Origin of the sequence: Shewanella sp. LC6 (assembly GCF_006385735.2) — a bacterium.
Taxonomy (GTDB): Bacteria; Pseudomonadota; Gammaproteobacteria; order Enterobacterales; family Shewanellaceae; genus Shewanella; species Shewanella xiamenensis.
Genome location: NZ_CP043902.1, coordinates 3,706,388 through 3,725,343 on the forward strand (window position 1 = coordinate 3,706,388; position 18,956 = coordinate 3,725,343).

Consider the following 18,956-nt stretch of genomic DNA (forward strand, 5'->3'; position numbering starts at 1 on the left):
ACGTTCGCATCAGCTTAAGCTTGGGGATTTAGCTAAAATCACCGTCGGTTTTGCCTCAAGCTGCAAACGCACAATGGCATCGGCCAGTTTTTCAACGCTCAAGCGAATGGGTGTCGGCAAGCTAGCAAATTCGATACTGAGCAGCAGATTTTTTACCTCAAGCCCTAACTCGGTATCGCCTTCAATACTCAGTTTACGCTGGAAAAACAGCGTATCAGGGTCTTCTTTCGCCGCCGCAACCAACAATAATTCCGCAGACTTGGCACTAAATGTCACTTGGGCATCGGTCAGTTCACGCACCTGCCAACGGCCATCGAAACTCACTTCAAAATGCAGATTTAGATCTTCAACTCGAATCGCAACCCACTTACCTGCCAAAAAATCTAACTCGCCATCTTCAGCCTGCGACGCCAGCAGCTGTGTTAGTAGTTGGCTTAGCACCTTAGCCTTGAGGCTAAAGGGCACTTTAGAGAGTGGCAAACGGATCAGTTTTGGGGTGAGTTCGAGCAGTTGTTTTGCAAGATTAGCTGAAAAAACAGCGGACATAAGCAGTTACCTAAGGATAAAAAACACTATATCTCCCAGTTTACCGAGATTTTATGATCTTAAACCTGTTTTAAATCAATTCACCGCCATTCAATCTTCCCTACACTCTGCCCCTGTTATTTTATCGGGAGCACCATTATGGAGTTGTTGTGTCCAGCAGGAAACCTGGCCTCGCTAAAGTCGGCGCTGCAGGCCGGAGCCGATGCTGTCTACCTTGGGTTAAAGGATGATACCAATGCACGTTCATTCGCGGGCTTAAACTTCACCCCTGCAAAATTACAGGAAGCCGCCGATTTGACCCATCAGCGGGGCAAGAAAATCTTCCTCACCCTAAATACCTTTCCTAAGCCGAATGAGGAGCACCGTTGGTATCAGGCCATCGACTTGGCGGCCAGCATTGGCGTTGATGCCTTAATCGTCGCCGATCTGTCGCTGCTCGACTATGCCCATAGGCAATATCCGCATATTCCGCTGCATTTATCGGTACAAGCGAGCGCCACCAACTTGGGCGCACTGAGCTTTTATAAAGAGGCTTTTAATATCGCGCGGGTGGTGTTACCCAGAGTGCTATCGATGAAACAAGTGCGTGACTTAGCCAAGGTCAGCCCTGTCGATTTAGAGGTCTTTGCCTTTGGCAGCCTGTGCATTATGGCCGAAGGCCGCTGCCACTTATCCTCCTATGTTACCGGCCAATCGCCAAACACTGGTGGCTCTTGCTCGCCAGCGAAACACGTGCGCTGGCAAGAACAGGGCAAAGACAGATTGACCCGCCTCAACGAAGTCTTGATTGATAAGTCAGGGCTCGATGAGCAAATGGGCTACCCCGTCGTCTGTAAAGGCCGTTATCTCACCCAAGACGATGATAAACCGCAATATCTGCTCGAGTCCCCCACCAGTTTAAATACCCTTAGCTTGCTGCCTGAGCTTGCCAAAGCGGGCATAGTGTCACTCAAGATTGAGGGGCGTCAGCGCAGCCCTGCCTATGTAGAACAGGTGACCAAGGTTTGGCGCCAAGCGATTGATACCTATCTTCATCAGCCAGATAAATTCCAGACTCAGGCCCATTGGGAGCAAGCCCTTGCTAAAGTCTCCGAAGGCCAAATTACCACCTTAGGCGCCTACGAGCGCGACTGGCAATAGCCCTAGCGATAACCACGAAGAAGAAACGATTATGAAAATTTCCCTCGGCCCACTGCTCTATTGCTGGGAAAAACAACAGGTCATCGACTTTTACCAGCAGGTGGCCAATAGTCAGATCCCGTTAGTTTATTTGGGTGAAGCCGTCTGTAGCCGTCGACGCGAACTCAAATTTGGTGACTATCTCGAACTGGCCAAAATGCTGAAATCTGCGGGTAAAGAGGTAGTGCTGTCGACACTCGCCCTTATCGAAGCGCCCTCGGAATACACAGAGCTTAAACGTCAGGTCGATAATGGCGAATTTAGCATTGAGGCCAACGACATGGCGGCCGTGTATCTCGCCAAGGAGCACAAGCTACCCTTTGTCTGCGGCGCCAGCATCAATAACTACAACCGCGCCAGTTTAGATATTTTGCAGCGCTTTGGTATGCAGCGCTTTGTGATGCCGGTAGAACTGTCGAAGACTTGGCTTAGCCAAGTGATAGAGAACAAGCCCGCATTCGAAGTCGAAGTGCTCGGCCATGGCTACTTGCCGCTCGCCCACTCGGCGCGCTGCTTTACCGCTAGGCATCAACATTTGTCGAAGGACAGCTGCGAAACCGTTTGCCGCCAATACAGCAAGGGTTTACTAGCACAAACCCAAGAAGCTCAACCTTTGCTGAGGTTAAATGGCATTCAAACCCAGTCGGCCAGCTGTGTCGATTTACGCAGTGAAATCAATGAAATGATAAAGGTTGGCGTAGATGTGTTTCGGGTTTCGCCCAGCAGCTTAGCCTGTATCACTCAGGCCGATGCGCTGGTCGAGGCGTTAAAGACTAGGGCAACGGACGCTCAGTTTCCTCTTAGCGATGAGCACTGTAACGGTTACTGGTTTGGCGAGGCAGGACTGAAATCCTTAGGCTACTGAAATCCTTAAGCTGATAGCTTTATGGGCTATCAGCTTAATCACTCACTCGGGAGCTGGCTCCTGAGCGAGTGACTGTGGAGTAAGCAGTAGCGCCGCCGTCCAACTTAATAAACTCCCAAGCGCAATCCACTCTAACAATGCAGGCCACCATAAATCGGGCCTTGGCAATTGCAGCACCATTTCTTGATAGAAAGGTCTGTCTCCTTCCGTTAAGCCCAATGCTAACAGCGGCACATAGAGAAAAGTCATCATACTGAGCAATACCAACAGCGCTAATAATATCGTCAAGCGCTGACGGTGCTGCGAGCCGAATCCCACCCATAGTAGATAACAAATTGCACTTAAGCTGCCAAAGTAGAAAAACCATTTAAGTGCGAGGATATGCAAGTGATACACATTGACTGGAAATAGCCCAACACAGGCTAAGGCTAAAAACGTCAGTGCTAGAGCGCAAAAGAAAGGATATCCCCAAAACCCGCTTACAGTCTGTAGGGAGGAAAGACAATAAAAAACAACGCTTAAACTGCCAAAAAATAAACCGCCATTGAGCACCACGGCAAAGCTAGAATGGCCATAGGTTCCCAATTCACTCAGTGTATGATTTAAAAAATTGAAGGAGCGTGTTTCAGAATAATCAAATCCGAATACCGCCACACAGATCCCCAGCATCAATCCAAAAATACCAAGAAAACCAAACTTAGTGGCAAGTGCCGAGCCCCTTGTCGCCATATTCATTTTTATAACAGTCATGGATAATTTAGCCAAACCAAAGTAGTACTAACTTACATGGAATTACAAAGAATTAAAGCGGCCCCTATCCTCTTTAGCGTAATATTTTATTTCATCACTATTCGCGATTTTTTAGTCATCGCAAAAACACTCGTAATTTAGTCATTTTTCAATAAAATATATGCAAATCCAAAGTTAAAAATGAATAAATAATCACAATAAATTCAATTATCGCTGTATCGTCCCAAAAGGTTACCCCATCATTCTCACCAGTGTTAGTTGGCTCACATTAAGTTAGCAACAACTGAAGCCCCGATACGATTCATGGACAAAAAAGCATCTAAAAGTGTAATTAGTGAAGATCCATTGAGAAAATTTTGAACAAAATATCACAAAAAAACCAATAACCCCAAGAGCAAAACAACTCAATAAACAATTCGCAACACCATTCTATAATTAGTTGATTAAATTAAAATAAACTGCATCAAAACGCTATTTTATGCCCAAATCATTCATTAGAAATCGTCCAAATAACTATGCTATTTTGCTGCTTATCTCAAACAAATTTCCGAATCGTTTTACATGGCGGCGCTAAGCGAGTAATCTTCCCCCTTCTCGATTTTGAGTTGAATGAAAATGCACCTCACCCCAGCAAAGAATGCGGTTTTGAGAGAGCATTTATTCAAGTTTATTTGTGCGACTCGTACTTTAAGGTGTACACCATTGGCTACTGAACATAAAAACCGCAACATTAAGACGATACTCACCTTTATCGTCCCTTCGCTGATCGGTCTGCTGCTGTTTATGACCCCTATCAGCTATAACGATGCGATAACGATTCCCATCGCAATCATCTCTAAAGCACTGCAAAGCGTGTTAAGCGATGTATTAACCTTAATCGTGACTGTGATTGTTGTCGCCATGGCCTTTGCCTCTGTGCTGACAAAGTTACTCAAACCTAAGTTTGTGCTGAACAATCACTTCCTCAATGGTTTACTCAACATCAGCCCGCTGTGGCTTACCACCCGTGTCGTTGGCGCTGTCTTTATCGTGCTGACCTACTTTGGCATTGGCCCTGAAGCGATTAACTCCTCAAGTACTGGTGCCTTAGTGCTGAACGACCTGTTACCCGTACTCTTCTCGGTGTTTATCTTCGCCGGTATGTTGCTGCCACTGCTATTAAACTTCGGTCTATTAGAGCTATTTGGTACTCTGCTGACTAAAGTGATGCGCCCCGTGTTTAACCTGCCAGGTCGCAGCGCCATCGACTGTATGGCCTCTTGGTTAGGTGATGGTAGCGTTGGGATCCTGCTGACCAGCAAGCAATACGAAGCGCGTTTTTACACCCAAAGGGAAGCCGCGGTTATCGGTACCACCTTCTCGGCGGTGTCAATTACCTTCAGCTTAGTGGTGATCTCACAGGTGAAGTTAGAGCATATGTTTGTGCCCTTCTACCTGACTGTGTGTTTAGCGGGTTTTGCGGCGGCCGTGATTGTACCTAAGTTACCGCCACTGTCGTGGAAGAAGGATAACTATATCGACGATACGCCACGTCAACCCGATGATGAGATGATCCCCGCAGGACACGGCGCACTCTCTTGGGGCTTTGATAAAGCGCTCGAGAAAGCGGCCAGTGCTGGTGGTATCAAAGCCGTCTTAAATGAAGGTATTAAAAACGTTATCGATATGATATTTGGCATTCTCCCTGTAGTAATGGCCATTGGTACCACGGCGCTGATCATCGCCGAGCATACGTCCATCTTCAATTACTTAGGTATGCCGTTTATTCCGTTACTGGAACTGCTGCATATCCCTGAAGCGACCGAAGCCTCTAAAACCATCGTTGTCGGCTTTGCCGATATGTTTATCCCGTCGATTTTAGCCAGCTCTATCGAATCGGATATGACCCGCTTTGTGATTGCTGCCTTATCAGTCACACAGCTGATTTACATGAGTGAAGTGGGCGCGCTGCTGATTGGCAGTAAGATCCCAGTGAATTTTGTTGAGCTATTTGTCGTGTTCGTACTGCGTACCTTAGTGACGTTGCCAGTCATTGCTGGCGTGGCTCATTTGCTGTTCTAAGCGCAACATCACCTAAAATATCAAGGGGAGTCAGATTAACTGACTCCCCTTTTTTATACTGTCCAAACTCCACTCGTAACCACACAACTCAGTTTAAGAATAAAAGCAAAATAGCCATTTGATCTGCTCAACGAGTTTATTGTCATTGTTTCCCCAGTGACTCGCCGTGAATATATCCCTATAGGCTCGACGGCGACATCCATGTCGCCAACGGTCACTGATGCCCCAATGCCAATTTTAACTACCCATTTGCCGTATGTACGCAAAAAGCTAAGGGACAAAAGCGTGTCAGAACCTCGGCTGCATCAGGCGAATTTCGGATAAAAATTTCTATGGCGATAACGGCGTTGTAATCGGCAAAAAATTGTTGGCTAAAATTTTGTGAGGCACGAACAAAGCCAACGGTTTTTTGTTCGCGTTTACAACTTTGTTAGCTGTGCGCTGCGCGGTCATTGTAAATGTTATCGGCTCGTTCAAAAACAGCTCTGTGTTCATTTGAACATACCGCAACTTCAGCCCAAGTAATAACGGCGTCGAAATTCCTAACAGTAGTTGCTTTAGGCCTGTATTTCGATGAGCACAACCCTACAAGATAAACTTGATTCCAAGGTAGCTCACTACTCTGTATCATTTCTTTAGCAAGAACCATCTTTTCGATTTGATTAGGGCTAAATTTTTGGTTTGCTTTGGCCTCAACCAATACGATTGATTCATCAGAAAGAACAAACACATTATCGAATGTCTGTTTCTCAAACGACTTATCTTCACGACCAATATATCCCTCTTTCGCTAAATCTCTGAATAAACATATTTCATAGCCACTATCTATTATTTCAACACCACTATCCAAACCTAGCTTATTGATTAACAACGTTTGAAGCGGTTCACGATCGCTGACATACGCATGATGCAGAGATGAAGTAAAAAAAACTTCCGTTCTTGTTATTTCACTTAATTTTTTCATATACATTTGAGAAGCCATGAGATGAATTGCTATTGACACCTAACGTCTGAAATAAGCGGCGCGTGGTAGCGCGTCCGGCGCCGAAGGCGCGAAGTTAATTGATTTGTTAGGCATTATTTCAGCTTCCCTTCAAAGGCCAACAACTGCTCCGCCTTTATGATGATCCCTAAATTATTCGGAATTCCTGCAACAGCCACTGCTCGTTGTTGCGTTGCAACTGGAACAACTATTACATCACCTTGCACCGTATGTTGAGGTCCTGCGTATAACACCCCTAAAAGCTTTATCCTAGACCCCATCACAAGCGCATTACGAGTTTGGTAATTACCGATCTCAAACAGCAGAACAGGTGAGCCACTGGAGCCAGGAAAACAAGCCGCATCAATCAAAAACTCTTTCTTTCCGTTCCAATCTCTTTTGTAATCAGATGCCAAAACACCTTTTCTGAAAATTGGAAGGTTATTAGCCTTGTCCCATAATCCGTTAGGATAGCCAACCATTAAAATATTCTCTAACCCGAGCATATCGTTTAGATCGGCCTCTGTGGGAATAAGCTCCTTATCCAGAGTTATAAAATAAAACTGGGTGTTTGTTGCTTCAGCTTCCCGGATTAGCGGCGCTATAGGCATAACGCATAGGTCAACTTCATTATCAGGATGTGGTAGCCATCTTGCTTGAAAGTTATCAAGCTCAAATGATTTTGAGTTACCAATATCAGGACCACCTTCGGCATTTCTCAAGGTTAGGAGAAATCGACCTCTGGTTGCCCCTTCTATTACATGCTTGTTGGTTACGATAACAGGGATATGTTGATCACCGTTTTTATCCAAGCTATAGAAAAAGCCAGTACCAGTACCAACCCCACCACCTTTCATATCACATTCAATTCGTACAGTGCTATGAGCAAATTGCTCTGCGGGACTCAATTCCATGTGTATATCTCCTGATGCCTAACGCCTCTAACACCGGCTTGGTGAAGTTGGCGGCTTTTTTGCGCAAGCGAAAAAGGTGACAGCTTTACCAAGTCCGAGTGCTTTGACTTGTTATGCGTGAATGGCACGAAGCTCATTTACCAAGCCTTTATATTCTTTGCCCACCAAGCCAAGGTTTTGATGGAACCGAAAACCAGACTTCTTTATTTGAGCAGCGTCAAATGCTTGTCCGGCATGATTGGCAGCCTGCTCAGAGTTGCCACTTTCTGCGGAAATTATTGCCTTTGCTGCATGCCAACGAAAATGGTCAACTGGAAACATTAACCGCTCCTGATGTTCATCTAGGACTTGGTTGGCAGACTGATATAACTTAGAAAGTTTGTTCTCAACGATCACTAGCGGATAAAGAATATATGCATCGGTCTTTAAATTTGGAAATACCGACTCTCTTTCTAAAGCCTTGCCATAAGAGTTGATTGCATTTTCGAGCTCACCCTTAGCGATATATGCAGTTGCCATATCACAGTAAGCCTGAGCATGGTCGAAGTCATCGTTAAGCTCGAAGTATTGTTTGAGTAGCGAAAGTGCAATATCAGGTTCTGTACTGGCAATGGTGCAAGCCTGGATTCGCAAATACTGCTCTTTTCGACGAGCACGCTTTAGCTTCTCGAAGAACTTGCTTTCAATTTCTTCGCTCCACTCTTTGTTTCTATACCAGTCTTCGCTACTCACTCGGTATTTCCTTTACGCATAACGCCGCGCTTTGCGGCTGTTTTGGAGCGCAGCGGAAAAACAGTCCGACAACAGCGCATTGTTAGCTTTTTTCACAGTTCTGTTTCCACTCTTTAAACAGAGATTTCACGGTTTCACTGACTTCGCTACGAAGATGTAGATCATGTGCTTGTAGCTCATATTCATAGAATATGGACTCAAAATTAATTGTTTGTTTGCAGCTAAAGCTGCCTGCCGATTCAGAGCAATGGCCTATATACCAGTCCGCTGGAATAGCTTTTCCTGGGTTCTTCAAAGGCTCAGATCGAACAAGGTGCCACATAAACAGAGGCTCGTGATACTCGTAAACACGATAAAAAGGCAGGCTTGGGTCTTTTTCCACAAACACGGTATCTCTTCTGTCGTAAACGTTCCAAGCTGCTTCAGCCATTCCATTAGGATTGCCAATCTGTGAGCTTGCATATGCCAACCCCATTAGCTCATGCTCAAAATCAACCCCATTCTTGTTGATATGGCTTAATGTGTATCCCGACACCTTAGCCTTAATATTTTGAGCTGGGATGTATATCAATTCTTGACCATCTGAACTATCGAGCTTGTCAGCGATAGGATCCAGAAATGCGTTCATAAATGAACTGTCCGGTGAAAAACTAGATGGATAACAAATCGTAGTGTCATCAAGTCGTACTTTTCTAAGGCTTTCAGCGTAAGCAACTTGCGAGCTAAAAATCACCAAGATAAAGAGATAAAACTTCATATTTCTCCTGAAAGCTAACATTTTATTCGTGCGCATGCGCGTTTACCTCGTTGGACCAGTGAAAACGCGCACGGTTAACTATCTGTATGCAAAGAACTTATCAGCTTTCTTCCAAATACACCATCTGGAAAAACGCGCATGCGCGTTTTCCAAACCTATTATCTAATCCATGTGATTTATATGTAATTGATTATAAATATATTTATTTGTATTCAAATGTGAAAACGCGCACAAAGTTAGGATGAAAATCATCATTTTTAAATATGACTGTATGCCTATCCAGCCTTTAGTCATCTGTATGAATTGCAAAAGTTGAGTTATTAAGGATGAAAACTTTTAGGCAAGAAAGTCTGCTTTTAGATGCACCACAGACAACTTGTTAAATCACTTTGGGGGCAAAAATGAGTTAACTCAATCTATCGACAGTCAATGCACCCAGAACGGAATCTTGTTGGGTTAACTCCAGCCTAATCCACTCTTTTGTCATCTGCATGTCACTTAAGCTTCATCATTCAGTCAAAGCCCGTCACTAATCTCTAAGGCAGTCAACAGCCGCATAGGGTGAATATGAGATGACTGGAGCTAATTACAGGGGACTTGATCGCACGCTTATCGACGCACTTAAGGCTCCCCGCAACGCTTCCCGTAACACTCCTTCCAACTCTTCCGACAATGCTCCATCCAGTGTTAACGCCACTTCCTTCTCAACCCCACATATTGCCAACGCCAGCAATGCCGCAAATAACCAAGCCATCACAGTTAACGCCCTCTGGTTATCGGATATCCATCTAGGTTGTAAGGATTGCAAAGCCGACTATCTGTTAAGCCTATTAAATACCGTGCGTTGTCAGCACTTGTATCTGGTCGGCGACATTGTGGATTTATGGGCGCTCAAACGCCGCCTGCACTGGCCCGAGAGCCACAATAAGGTATTACAAAAGCTGATTGAACTGGCACAAAACGGCACTCAGGTGATGTACCTGCCGGGTAACCACGATGAGCTAATCAAGCCCTATGCCGAACTGACGCTGCTGAATATCAAAATTGCTCGTCAACATATTCATCAGGGGATTGGCGGCCACAAACTATTAATGCTGCATGGCGATCAGTTCGATGCAGATGTTTGCGTTGGCCGCTTCTACGCTATCTTGGGCGATCACCTCTACGACTTACTGCTGTTTCTCAACCGCAACCTCCATCGCCTGCGTGAGCGTTTAGGTTACCCGTATTGGTCACTTGCCAGCTATATGAAATCACGCGTTGGCAAGGCGCAGACGGCTATAGCCCGTTTTCGCCAAGCCGTGGTGAATTATGCCCAGCACTATGATGTGGATGGCGTCATCTGCGGCCACATCCACCAGCCAGAGCTATCGGTTCACGCTCGAGATAACCAATACAGCACGCCGGATAAGCGCCAGATAATCTATGCCAATGATGGCGACTGGGTCGAAAACTGCAGCCTGATCACCGAAACCTTAAACGGGGAATTACAGCTCTGCCGCTGGAACGAGCAAAGCGTAAACCTCGATATTCTGAGCAGTATTGTGCTGGCGCAAACGCCACCCCAAGCGCCTGTTAACGCCCCCAAACCTATTCCACAAACGGCCACACACAGCCCCAAACAAGCAGAAATCCAACCAAGGGATGTCGCCTAATCATGAACCCATTAACACCTCATACCCCAAACGCCGAGTCATTAAACCCTAACACATTAAGCGCCAACGCATTAACGCAGAACGCAGCCATGCCACTGCCCGCCTTAAAAGCCAGTTCGATGATCTTTACCGTCGATAATGTGGTGGAGCAAAACCTGCCCGCCCTCAAGGACAAACCTTGGTTAGCCAAGCCGACTAAGGCCATGCTGCGCTACCTGTTGAATGAAAAACAATGTAACGAGATAGCCAATCAATTTGCCTATCTGCAAGGGGTCGATTTTGTCGAGCAAGTGCTCGCCAGTTTCGATTTTAGCTTTACCGTGCCCGCCAACGAGGTCGAAAATATTCCCTGCGAGGGCCGCGTGGTGATCTTCGCCAATCATCCGATTGGCTCCCTCGATGCCCTCGCCCTGATTAAACTCGTCAGCGAAATCCGTCCCGATATCAAGGTTGTAGCGAACGAGCTCCTGATGGCGCTCGAGCCTTTGCATTCGATCCTGCTACCAGTGCGCAATATGACGGGCGGCACGCCGAAACAGCACCTCGAAAAAATCCATCAGCATCTGCGCAATGAAGGCGCGGTACTGATTTTCCCGTCGGGGGAAGTCTCTCGCCTGCGTCCGAGCGGCGTGCGCGATACCCTGTGGCACTCGGGCTTTTTAAAGATGGCGATTTCCTGTAATGCGCCGCTGCTGCCAATCTTTTTGGATGCCAAAAACTCGGCCACCTTCTACGGCGCTTCGATGATTTACAAACCCTTAGCTACATTGCTACTGGTCAAGGAGATGTTTAAACAGGCCAAGCGTAATATGCCCATTCGTATCGGCGAGCTTATTCCGAATGAAGCTGTGCGCTCGATGGATTTTCCGCTAAAAACCAAGATAAAACTGCTTAAAAATCATCTGTATCGCATCGGTAAAGATAAAGACCCGCTGTTTATCACCCAAAGCGCCATCGCCCACCCGGAGTCGCGCCGAGAGTTGCAGGCCGCGCTGCAACAATGTGAACTCCTCGGTGAAACCCAAGATAACAAGCTGATTTATTTGTATCAGCATCAGGACAGCAACCCCATCATGCGCGAAATTGGCCGCCTGCGGGAAATTGCCTTTCGCGCCGTCGGCGAAGGCACGGGCAAGCGCCGCGATATCGATAAATACGATTCCTACTACCAACATCTGGTGCTGTGGGATAAAGAACAGTTTGAAATTGTCGGCGCCTATCGTTTCGCCAGCGGCGAGCAAGTGCTAAATCGCTACGGCGACAACGCCCTCTACAGCCAATCCCTGTTCCAATATGCCGATGGTTTTATGCCCTTTGTTAAACAAGGCTTAGAACTTGGCCGCAGTTTTGTGCAGCCCAAATATTGGGGCAAACGCAGTCTCGACTACCTCTGGTTTGGCATTGGCGCCTTCCTCGCAAAACACCCAGAATACCGCTACCTGTTTGGCCCAGTGTCCATCAGCAATCAACTGCCTGGCAGCGCGCGGGAAATGCTAGTGCATTTCTACTCCAAGGAGTTTGCGCCAGCAGAGCAGCTCGCGGTATCCATGTCCCCCTTTGGACTATCCAAGCAGCGCAAATTGCAGTTGGATGAAATCTATTCGGGCGAGGATTACCAAAGCCACTTTAAGCAGCTAAAACAAATGCTGGCGAGTATGGGCGCCGCGGTGCCAACCCTGTACAAGCAGTATGGCGAGCTGTGTAAGCAGGATGGGGTGAAGTTTCTCGCCTTTGGTATCGATGCCGATTTTGGCGACTGTGTCGATGGTTTGGTTCTGGTCGATACCCATAAACTGAAAGGGAAAAAGTACCAACGTTATATCGGTGCTCATTTACCCGAAGACTTACGCAATCCTTTGATGGCTGAAGATGGATCAGACAAGCAGGATTAAGCATAATCCTGTTTAAGGTATTGGCTAAATAAACATCGGTCTGTTATAAGTATCTGTAATACAGTGCATTAAGGATACATATCCTTGTAAGGGTTTATCATGCCGATCATTATCGCCGATATTATGCGTACCCGAGTCGTCACAGTCGAAATGGACGATCGTTTAACCGTGGCGAAGGAGATTTTCGAGCAGGCAAACTTCCACCATCTGCTGGTAGTGGATGAATATAAACTCGAAGGCGTACTGTCGGAGCGCGACTTGCTGCGTGCTATCAGTCCGAATCTGGGCAGCAGCGCCGAAACCTCGAAAGATCTCGAAACCCTGCAAAAACGCGTCCATCAAGTAATGACCCGCAATCCGGTGACCGTAGCGCCACATGTGTCGCTCGATGTCGCCAGCCGTACCTTGCTGGAACACAATATTGGTTGTTTACCCGTACTGGAAAACGGCGATCTGGTGGGGATAGTGACCTGGAAGGATTTACTGCGAGCCTATTGTGAACACAATGAGGTGAATGAAAGCGAGTGCTAACGGCACTCGCTTTCGACTTTATAGAGTAATACCAATCGTATCAAATATCTGTTCATTCAGCGGGAGTTAAACGGGCTTTAGACAAGGCGAAGGCTTGAAGGCATAGTGGTGCTCTGTCGAAAGCCTTAAACGCAGTATAAAGCCCGTTCAACCCCGCCCTTCGGGAGTCTCACAGGCATCTCACTCCCGTGTTACATTGACTTAAAAGGGAATAACCATTTCTTCGTCAATGCGCCTTGGATTGAGATGTCTGTGAGGCTCTGAACTGATTAGATATTTAATGTGATTGGTATAAAAAACTAGATTGCCCAGCCGCCCATATAGAAGGCTACAAGGCCCAGCGTAATGGCGAGTACGCCTAACTTAAGTTGACGAATTTCACCGCTAAAAATACGGCCAACCACTAAAGTCACAAACCCGAGCATAATACCGGTCACAATGTTACAGCTGAGGATGATGAACACAGCGCAGGTTAAGCCCGCCATCGCATCGACCTTGTCATTAAAGTCCAGCTTAGTCACATTGCTGAGCATCAATAGCCCGACATACATCAGCGCAGGCGCAGTGGCATAAGCCGGCACCAAATAGCTGAGCGGAGCAAGGAATACCATTAGCAGGAATAATCCGCCCACTATGGTCGCAGTTAAACCCGTCTTACCGCCCGCCGCCGTACCCGCTGCCGATTCGATATACACGGCCGCAGGTGCGCCGCCGACGATACCCGCAAACATGCTGCTGACAGAATCCGAAGTTAATGCCTTGCCACCGCCAACGATATTATCGTCTTTATCCAGCAGATTAGCTTGACCAGCTACCGCGCGGATAGTGCCGGTGGCATCAAAAATCGCCGTCATCACCAGCGCGAGTACAATCGGTAATACCACTGGATTTAAGGCGCCCATAATATCCATTTGGCCAATCAGCGAGTGCTCAGAGGTAAAATCAGGCACGGCGAATAAACCTTGGAATTTCACGCTTGGATCAAACACTAAACCAAACAGGGATAGGCCGATAATCACCAATAAAATCCCGCCGGGTACGCCGCGACGCTCTAAACCAATCGTCGCTGCTAAACCTAGGACGGTCGCGATAACGGGCAAGCTGTTAATGTCGCCTAACTTCACTGGCAGACCCGCGTCATTGGCCACAATCAACTGCACACTGTTAGTGGCAATTAAGAGTAAAAACAAGCCAATACCGATACCTGTACCATGGGCAATGCCCTTGGGTAGGTTAGCCAGCACCCATTGACGCACACCCGTAACGCTCACGATGGTAAAAATCACGCCCATCCAAAAGATGGCGCCTAAGGTGACAGGGATACTCATGCCCTGACCTAACACCAAGCCGAAGGCGGTAAAGGCGGTGAGTGAAATCGCACAACCAATGGCCATGGGCAGATTCGCCCAGAGTCCCATCAGCAGCGAGCCAAAGGAGGCAATTAAACAGGTAGCGACGAACACGGCACCAGGGTCGAATCCGGCTTTGCCTAACATATTGGGTACCACAATCACTGAGTACACCATAGCGAGGAAGGTGGTTAACCCTGCAATCACTTCTTGGCGAACTGTGCTACCACGTTGTTGAATTGAAAAAAAACGGTTCAGAAACGAACCAGAGGGTACGGCTGTTGAACTCAATTGCTCAGACATATCTTGTTATACCTTGTGATCTCTTAAAATAGGGTCGATACCAATTGGTTTTACCATTGGCGACGCCGGCTGCGGCAGATTAGAGCCCCAAATCCAATGACTTGGGTGAGAGATCCACATCATTCTCCTACATCGGGAAAAATCCATGATCTGCAAGCAGTGACGCTTTGCCCAGTTAAAATCACTTTAACCATGCAAACGCAGCCTTTGTTGGCCGCGGATAATACTGTAAACGCCGCCAGATAGCTAAGACCTCGCCTGCACTTCAGTAAATAATTAGCCAAAAAAGTCAAAATCAGTGTTTAAAAAAACACCTAAACTGCATATCAAACTGCCGATAGCGATCACAGAAATAAGATTAACGCTCTGTCAGTAAAACAAAAAATGATGAGACTTTTAAAATTTTCATAATTTTTCATATATTGTCAAAGCCCATTCATCCCAGCAGGCAAGTCCATTCACATCTCCCCTTTATAGTGCTCCCATCAAAAATCGCTTTCGAACGGAGCTCTTCCCAATGACAAAGCCCACCATGCAAACATCGGATAAGTCCTCACGCAGCAATGAGTTAAAGGCGCTGGGATTCATCATTTTCATACTCTTTCCCGCACTGACTATCGCGGGGATCAGTCTCTACGGTTTCATCATTTGGATGATCCAAGCCTTCGGCGGCGTTGTCGGCCACTAATTCACTGATACTTTGAGGACGCTATTATGAAGTGGTTAATCAACCTCTGGCGCACACTAAACAAACCCACAAAAGCTCTCACCTTAGGCGCTGTCAGCATCAGTGCTTTTATCATGGGCATCATCTTCTGGGGCGGATTTAACACCGCATTGGAAGCCACCAACACCGAAGCCTTCTGTATTAGCTGCCACAGTATGGAAAGCAAGCCTTACCAAGAGTTACAGGAAACTGTGCATTGGTCGAATCATTCAGGTGTGCGCGCCACCTGCCCCGACTGTCACGTGCCCCACAACTGGAGCCGTAAGATTGCCCGTAAGATGGAAGCTTCCCACGATGTTTGGGGCTGGTTATTCAACACGGTCAACACCCCTGAAAAATTTGAAGCTAAACGTCTCGAAATGGCGAGCCGCGAATGGAAACGTTTCGATCGCGACAATTCACTGGCCTGTAAGAACTGCCACAACTACAACTCGATGAAGTGGGAAAGCATGTCACCACTGGCGCAAAAACAGATGAAACGTGCCGCCGAAATCGACCAAAGCTGTATCGATTGCCACAAAGGCATTGCCCACCATCTACCTGAAATGGGCACGGCCCGTGCACCTGAACTCATCGCCGAAGTCGGCGCTGGCGTCAGCTCAGTCGAAACCAACCAAACCTACTACAGTGCCCTAACTAAGCCTCTGTTCTTTAGTGAAAAAGGTGATGTTGAAGCCGGTACCTTAAACGTCGCGACTAAAGTCAAAGTGCTCGAAACTAAAGGTAAGCGCATCAAAATTGCTATCGATGGCTGGCGTAAGAAAATCGGCGCAGGCCGCGTGATCTACATGGACTTTGGCGTAAACATTCTGTCGGCACAGTTAAGCAAAGATGCAGCAGAAACCGAAGGTGTTATCCAAACCTTTGAAGAGAAAGAAGACCCAATGACAGGCCTGAAATGGCAACGGGTTGAAGCCCAAATCTGGACCGATAAAGATTACCTGCTCACCGAGCTGCAACCACTCTGGGGCTATGCCCGCGATACCTTCCGCTCAAGCTGTAGTGTGTGCCATACCCAGCCAGATGAAGCGCATTTCGATGCCAATACCTGGCCAGGCATGTTCCAAGGCATGTTGGCCTTCGTGAACATGGACCAAGACACTCAAGCGCTGGTGCAGAAATATCTGCAAGAACATTCGTCAACCTTCGTGAAAAAAGAGCACTAATTCGGGAGTAATACCATGAACAGAAGAGACTTTTTAAAAGGCTTAGCCTCAACCTCTTTCGTTGCTTTAGGTGGCAGCTCAGTGTTAGCGCCCTTAAATGCGCTCGCCAGCACAGGCTTAAATGAAGACGAATGGCTGACCACAGGCTCACACTTTGGCGCCTTTAAAATCAAACGTAAAAACGGTGTAATTGCCGAGGTCAAAGCCTTCGATTTAGATAAATATCCAACGGATATGATTAACGGTATCCGCGGTATGGTCTATAACCCATCCCGTGTGCGTTACCCTATGGTTCGCTTAGACTTTTTACTGAAAGGCCATAAGAGCAATACCCAGCAACGGGGGGATTTCCGCTTCGTTCGCGTGACCTGGGATAAAGCATTAAAGCTGTTTAAACACTCACTCGATGAAATCCAAACCCAATACGGTCCATCGGGCTTACACGCAGGACAAACAGGTTGGCGCGCAACCGGGCAACTGCATTCCAGCACCAGCCATATGCAGCGCGCGGTGGGGATGCACGGCAACTATGTGAAGAAAATCGGAGACTACTCCACCGGTGCAGGCCAAACCATTCTGCCATATGTGTTAGGCTCAACCGAAGTGTATGCCCAAGGCACCTCTTGGCCGCTGATCTTAGAAAACAGCAACACGATTGTGCTCTGGTCAAACGATCCTTACAAAAACCTGCAAGTGGGTTGGAACGCTGAAACCCATGAGGCCTTCGCTTACCTCGCGCAGTTAAAAGAGAAGGTCAAACAGGGCAAGATCCGCGTGATAAGTATCGACCCTGTGGTGACTAAAACCCAGGCTTACCTTGGCTGTGAGCAGTTGTATGTGAACCCACAGACTGACGTGACGCTGATGCTGGCCATCGCCCATGAGATGATCACCCAAAAACTTTACGATGATAAATTCATCCAAGGCTATAGCTTAGGCTTCGAAGAGTTTGTGCCTTACGTGATGGGCACTAAAGACGGTATCGCCAAAACCCCTGAGTGGGCAGCGCCAATCTGTGGGGTTGAGCCACACATCATCCGCGATCTGGCGAAAACCTTAGTTAAGGGTCGCACCCAAATCATGATGGGTTGGTGTATTCAGCGCCAACAACACGGTGAGCAACCTTACTGGATGGCCGCAGTCCTCGCGACCATGATAGGACAAATTGGTTTGCCCGGCGGTGGCATCAGCTATGGTCATCACTATTCCAGTATTGGTGTACCTGCGACAAATGCGGCGGCGCCCGGCGCCTTCCCGCGTAACTTAGACGAGAACCAAAAACCCCTGTTCGACAGCACCGACTTTAAAGGCGCGAGCAGCACCATTCCCGTCGCCCGTTGGATTGATGCGATCCTCGAACCCGGCAAAACCATTGATGCCAACGGTTCGAAAGTGGTGTATCCCGATATTAAGATGATGATTTTCTCGGGTAATAACCCATGGAATCACCATCAAGACCGTAACCGCATGAAGCAAGCCTTCCAAAAGCTTGAATGCGTGGTCACTATCGATGTGAACTGGACGGCGACTTGCCGCTTCTCCGACATAGTGCTGCCCGCCTGCACCACCTATGAGCGCAACGATATCGATGTATACGGCGCCTATGCTAACCGCGGTATTTTGGCGATGCAGAAGATGGTCGAGCCGCTGTTTGAAAGTTTGTCAGACTTTGAAATCTTCACTCGCTTTGCCGCGCTGATGGGTAAAGAGAAAGAATACACCCGCAATATGAGCGAAATGGAGTGGATAGAAACCCTCTATAACGAGTGTAAAGCCGCGAACGCAGGTAAGTATGAGATGCCAGATTTTGCCACCTTCTGGAAGCAAGGTTATGTGCACTTTGGCGATGGCGAGCTGTGGACACGCCACGCCGACTTTAGAAACGATCCTGAAATCAATCCACTAGGCACGCCTTCTGGCTTGATTGAAATCTTCAGCCGTAAGATTGAACAGTTCGGTTATGAGGACTGCCAAGGCCATCCCATTTGGATGGAAAAAGCCGAGCGTAGCCATGGTGGCCCAGGTTCGGACAAATATCCTATGTGGCTACAATCTTGCCATCCGGATAAACGTCTGCACTCGCAAATGTGTGAGTCGAAGGAATACCGCGAAACCTACACAGTCAACGGCCGCGAACCCATCTATATCAGCCCTGTGGATGCTAAAGCGCGTGGCATTAAAGATGGCGATATAGTGCGGGTCTTTAACGACCGTGGCCAACTGTTAGCGGGCGCCGTGGTATCGGATCGCTTCCCTAAAGGCGTAGTGCGAATTCATGAAGGCGCATGGTATGGCCCAGTGGGTAAAGATGGCAGCGTCGAAGGTGGCGCCGAAATCGGTGCCCTGTGTAGCTATGGCGATCCAAATACTCTGACCTTAGACATTGGCACCTCGAAGTTGGCGCAAGCCTGCTCAGCCTATACTTGTCTGGTCGAGTTTGAGAAATACCAAGGCAAAGTCCCTAAGGTCAGCTCCTTCGATGGACCTATCGAAGTCGAAATCTAACCGAACCCACAAGGCGATGCGCCTAGTCAACTAGGCGCATTC

The 18,956-nt window shown here is 47.5% G+C and carries 16 protein-coding genes; 9 read left to right on the forward strand and 7 right to left on the reverse strand.

The window, feature by feature from the left end:
- Nucleotides 1–9: 9 nt before the first annotated feature.
- Entirely contained in the window at nucleotides 10–546 is a 537-nt protein-coding gene (locus FJD32_RS16640; RefSeq protein ID WP_055647294.1) for an SCP2 sterol-binding domain-containing protein, read from the reverse strand.
- 138 nt (nucleotides 547–684) lie between these two features.
- Here FJD32_RS16640 and FJD32_RS16645 point away from each other — a divergent pair, with 138 nt between their 5' ends.
- A complete protein-coding gene (locus tag FJD32_RS16645) occupies nucleotides 685–1,686 on the forward strand; it encodes a peptidase U32 family protein (protein ID WP_055647293.1) in 1,002 nt (333 codons plus the stop codon).
- A gap of 31 nt (nucleotides 1,687–1,717) precedes the next feature.
- Complete coding sequence (locus FJD32_RS16650) at nucleotides 1,718–2,590, forward strand: U32 family peptidase (RefSeq protein ID WP_055647292.1); 873 nt, start codon at nucleotides 1,718–1,720, stop codon at nucleotides 2,588–2,590.
- 42 nt (nucleotides 2,591–2,632) lie between these two features.
- On the opposite strand, the gene FJD32_RS25120 is transcribed toward FJD32_RS16650, so the two are convergent.
- Nucleotides 2,633–3,340 (reverse strand): hypothetical protein, encoded by a 708-nt coding sequence (locus FJD32_RS25120; protein ID WP_240199967.1) that lies wholly within the window; start codon nucleotides 3,338–3,340, stop codon nucleotides 2,633–2,635.
- 702 nt (nucleotides 3,341–4,042) lie between these two features.
- Between FJD32_RS25120 and FJD32_RS16665 the strand changes: the two genes are divergently transcribed.
- Nucleotides 4,043–5,401: a YjiH family protein gene (locus FJD32_RS16665; protein WP_037415367.1), complete on the forward strand. Its 1,359-nt coding sequence runs from the start codon at nucleotides 4,043–4,045 to the stop codon at nucleotides 5,399–5,401.
- A gap of 430 nt (nucleotides 5,402–5,831) precedes the next feature.
- Here FJD32_RS16665 and FJD32_RS16670 read toward each other — a convergent pair whose 3' ends face one another.
- From FJD32_RS16670 to FJD32_RS16685, 4 genes are all read right to left on the reverse strand, one after another.
- On the reverse strand, nucleotides 5,832–6,383 hold the full coding sequence (locus FJD32_RS16670; RefSeq protein WP_140906908.1) for a hypothetical protein: 552 nt from the start codon (nucleotides 6,381–6,383) through the stop codon (nucleotides 5,832–5,834).
- Nucleotides 6,384–6,478: 95 nt separating this feature from the next.
- The gene (locus tag FJD32_RS16675) at nucleotides 6,479–7,297 is read right to left on the reverse strand and encodes a serine protease (RefSeq protein WP_037428560.1); all 819 of its coding nucleotides are present in this window, start codon (nucleotides 7,295–7,297) and stop codon (nucleotides 6,479–6,481) included.
- Between the two features lie 111 nt (nucleotides 7,298–7,408).
- Nucleotides 7,409–8,029, reverse strand: a complete 621-nt coding sequence (locus tag FJD32_RS16680; RefSeq protein ID WP_037428562.1) for a hypothetical protein — start codon at nucleotides 8,027–8,029, stop codon at nucleotides 7,409–7,411.
- 82 nt (nucleotides 8,030–8,111) lie between these two features.
- A complete protein-coding gene (locus tag FJD32_RS16685; protein ID WP_140906909.1) occupies nucleotides 8,112–8,786 on the reverse strand; it encodes a hypothetical protein in 675 nt (224 codons plus the stop codon).
- 572 nt (nucleotides 8,787–9,358) lie between these two features.
- Here FJD32_RS16685 and FJD32_RS16690 point away from each other — a divergent pair.
- The 3 genes from FJD32_RS16690 to FJD32_RS16700 all read left to right on the forward strand — a co-directional run bounded on the left by FJD32_RS16690 (nucleotide 9,359) and on the right by FJD32_RS16700 (nucleotide 12,864).
- The gene (locus tag FJD32_RS16690) at nucleotides 9,359–10,441 is read left to right on the forward strand and encodes a UDP-2,3-diacylglucosamine diphosphatase (protein ID WP_037428564.1); all 1,083 of its coding nucleotides are present in this window, start codon (nucleotides 9,359–9,361) and stop codon (nucleotides 10,439–10,441) included.
- An 89-nt stretch (nucleotides 10,442–10,530) separates the two neighbouring features.
- Complete coding sequence (locus FJD32_RS16695; RefSeq protein ID WP_140906914.1) at nucleotides 10,531–12,333, forward strand: lysophospholipid acyltransferase family protein; 1,803 nt, start codon at nucleotides 10,531–10,533, stop codon at nucleotides 12,331–12,333.
- A 99-nt stretch (nucleotides 12,334–12,432) separates the two neighbouring features.
- Nucleotides 12,433–12,864 (forward strand): CBS domain-containing protein, encoded by a 432-nt coding sequence (locus tag FJD32_RS16700; protein WP_055647269.1) that lies wholly within the window; start codon nucleotides 12,433–12,435, stop codon nucleotides 12,862–12,864.
- A gap of 299 nt (nucleotides 12,865–13,163) precedes the next feature.
- Here the strand turns inward: FJD32_RS16700 and FJD32_RS16705 are convergent, their stop codons facing one another.
- Entirely contained in the window at nucleotides 13,164–14,516 is a 1,353-nt protein-coding gene (locus FJD32_RS16705; RefSeq protein ID WP_037415303.1) for an NCS2 family permease, read from the reverse strand.
- A gap of 517 nt (nucleotides 14,517–15,033) precedes the next feature.
- On the opposite strand from FJD32_RS16705, the gene torE reads away from it, so the two are divergent.
- Genes torE through torA form a run of 3 tightly spaced genes read left to right on the forward strand, consistent with a single transcriptional unit; the run spans nucleotide 15,034 to nucleotide 18,914 of the window.
- Entirely contained in the window at nucleotides 15,034–15,204 is a 171-nt protein-coding gene (gene torE, locus FJD32_RS16710; RefSeq protein ID WP_011071462.1) for a trimethylamine N-oxide reductase system protein TorE, read from the forward strand.
- A 26-nt stretch (nucleotides 15,205–15,230) separates the two neighbouring features.
- Nucleotides 15,231–16,409, forward strand: coding sequence for a pentaheme c-type cytochrome TorC (gene torC / locus FJD32_RS16715; RefSeq protein WP_140906910.1), 1,179 nt, complete (start codon nucleotides 15,231–15,233; stop codon nucleotides 16,407–16,409).
- 15 nt (nucleotides 16,410–16,424) lie between these two features.
- Entirely contained in the window at nucleotides 16,425–18,914 is a 2,490-nt protein-coding gene (torA, locus tag FJD32_RS16720) for a trimethylamine-N-oxide reductase TorA (RefSeq protein ID WP_055647271.1), read from the forward strand.
- Nucleotides 18,915–18,956: the final 42 nt, after the last annotated feature.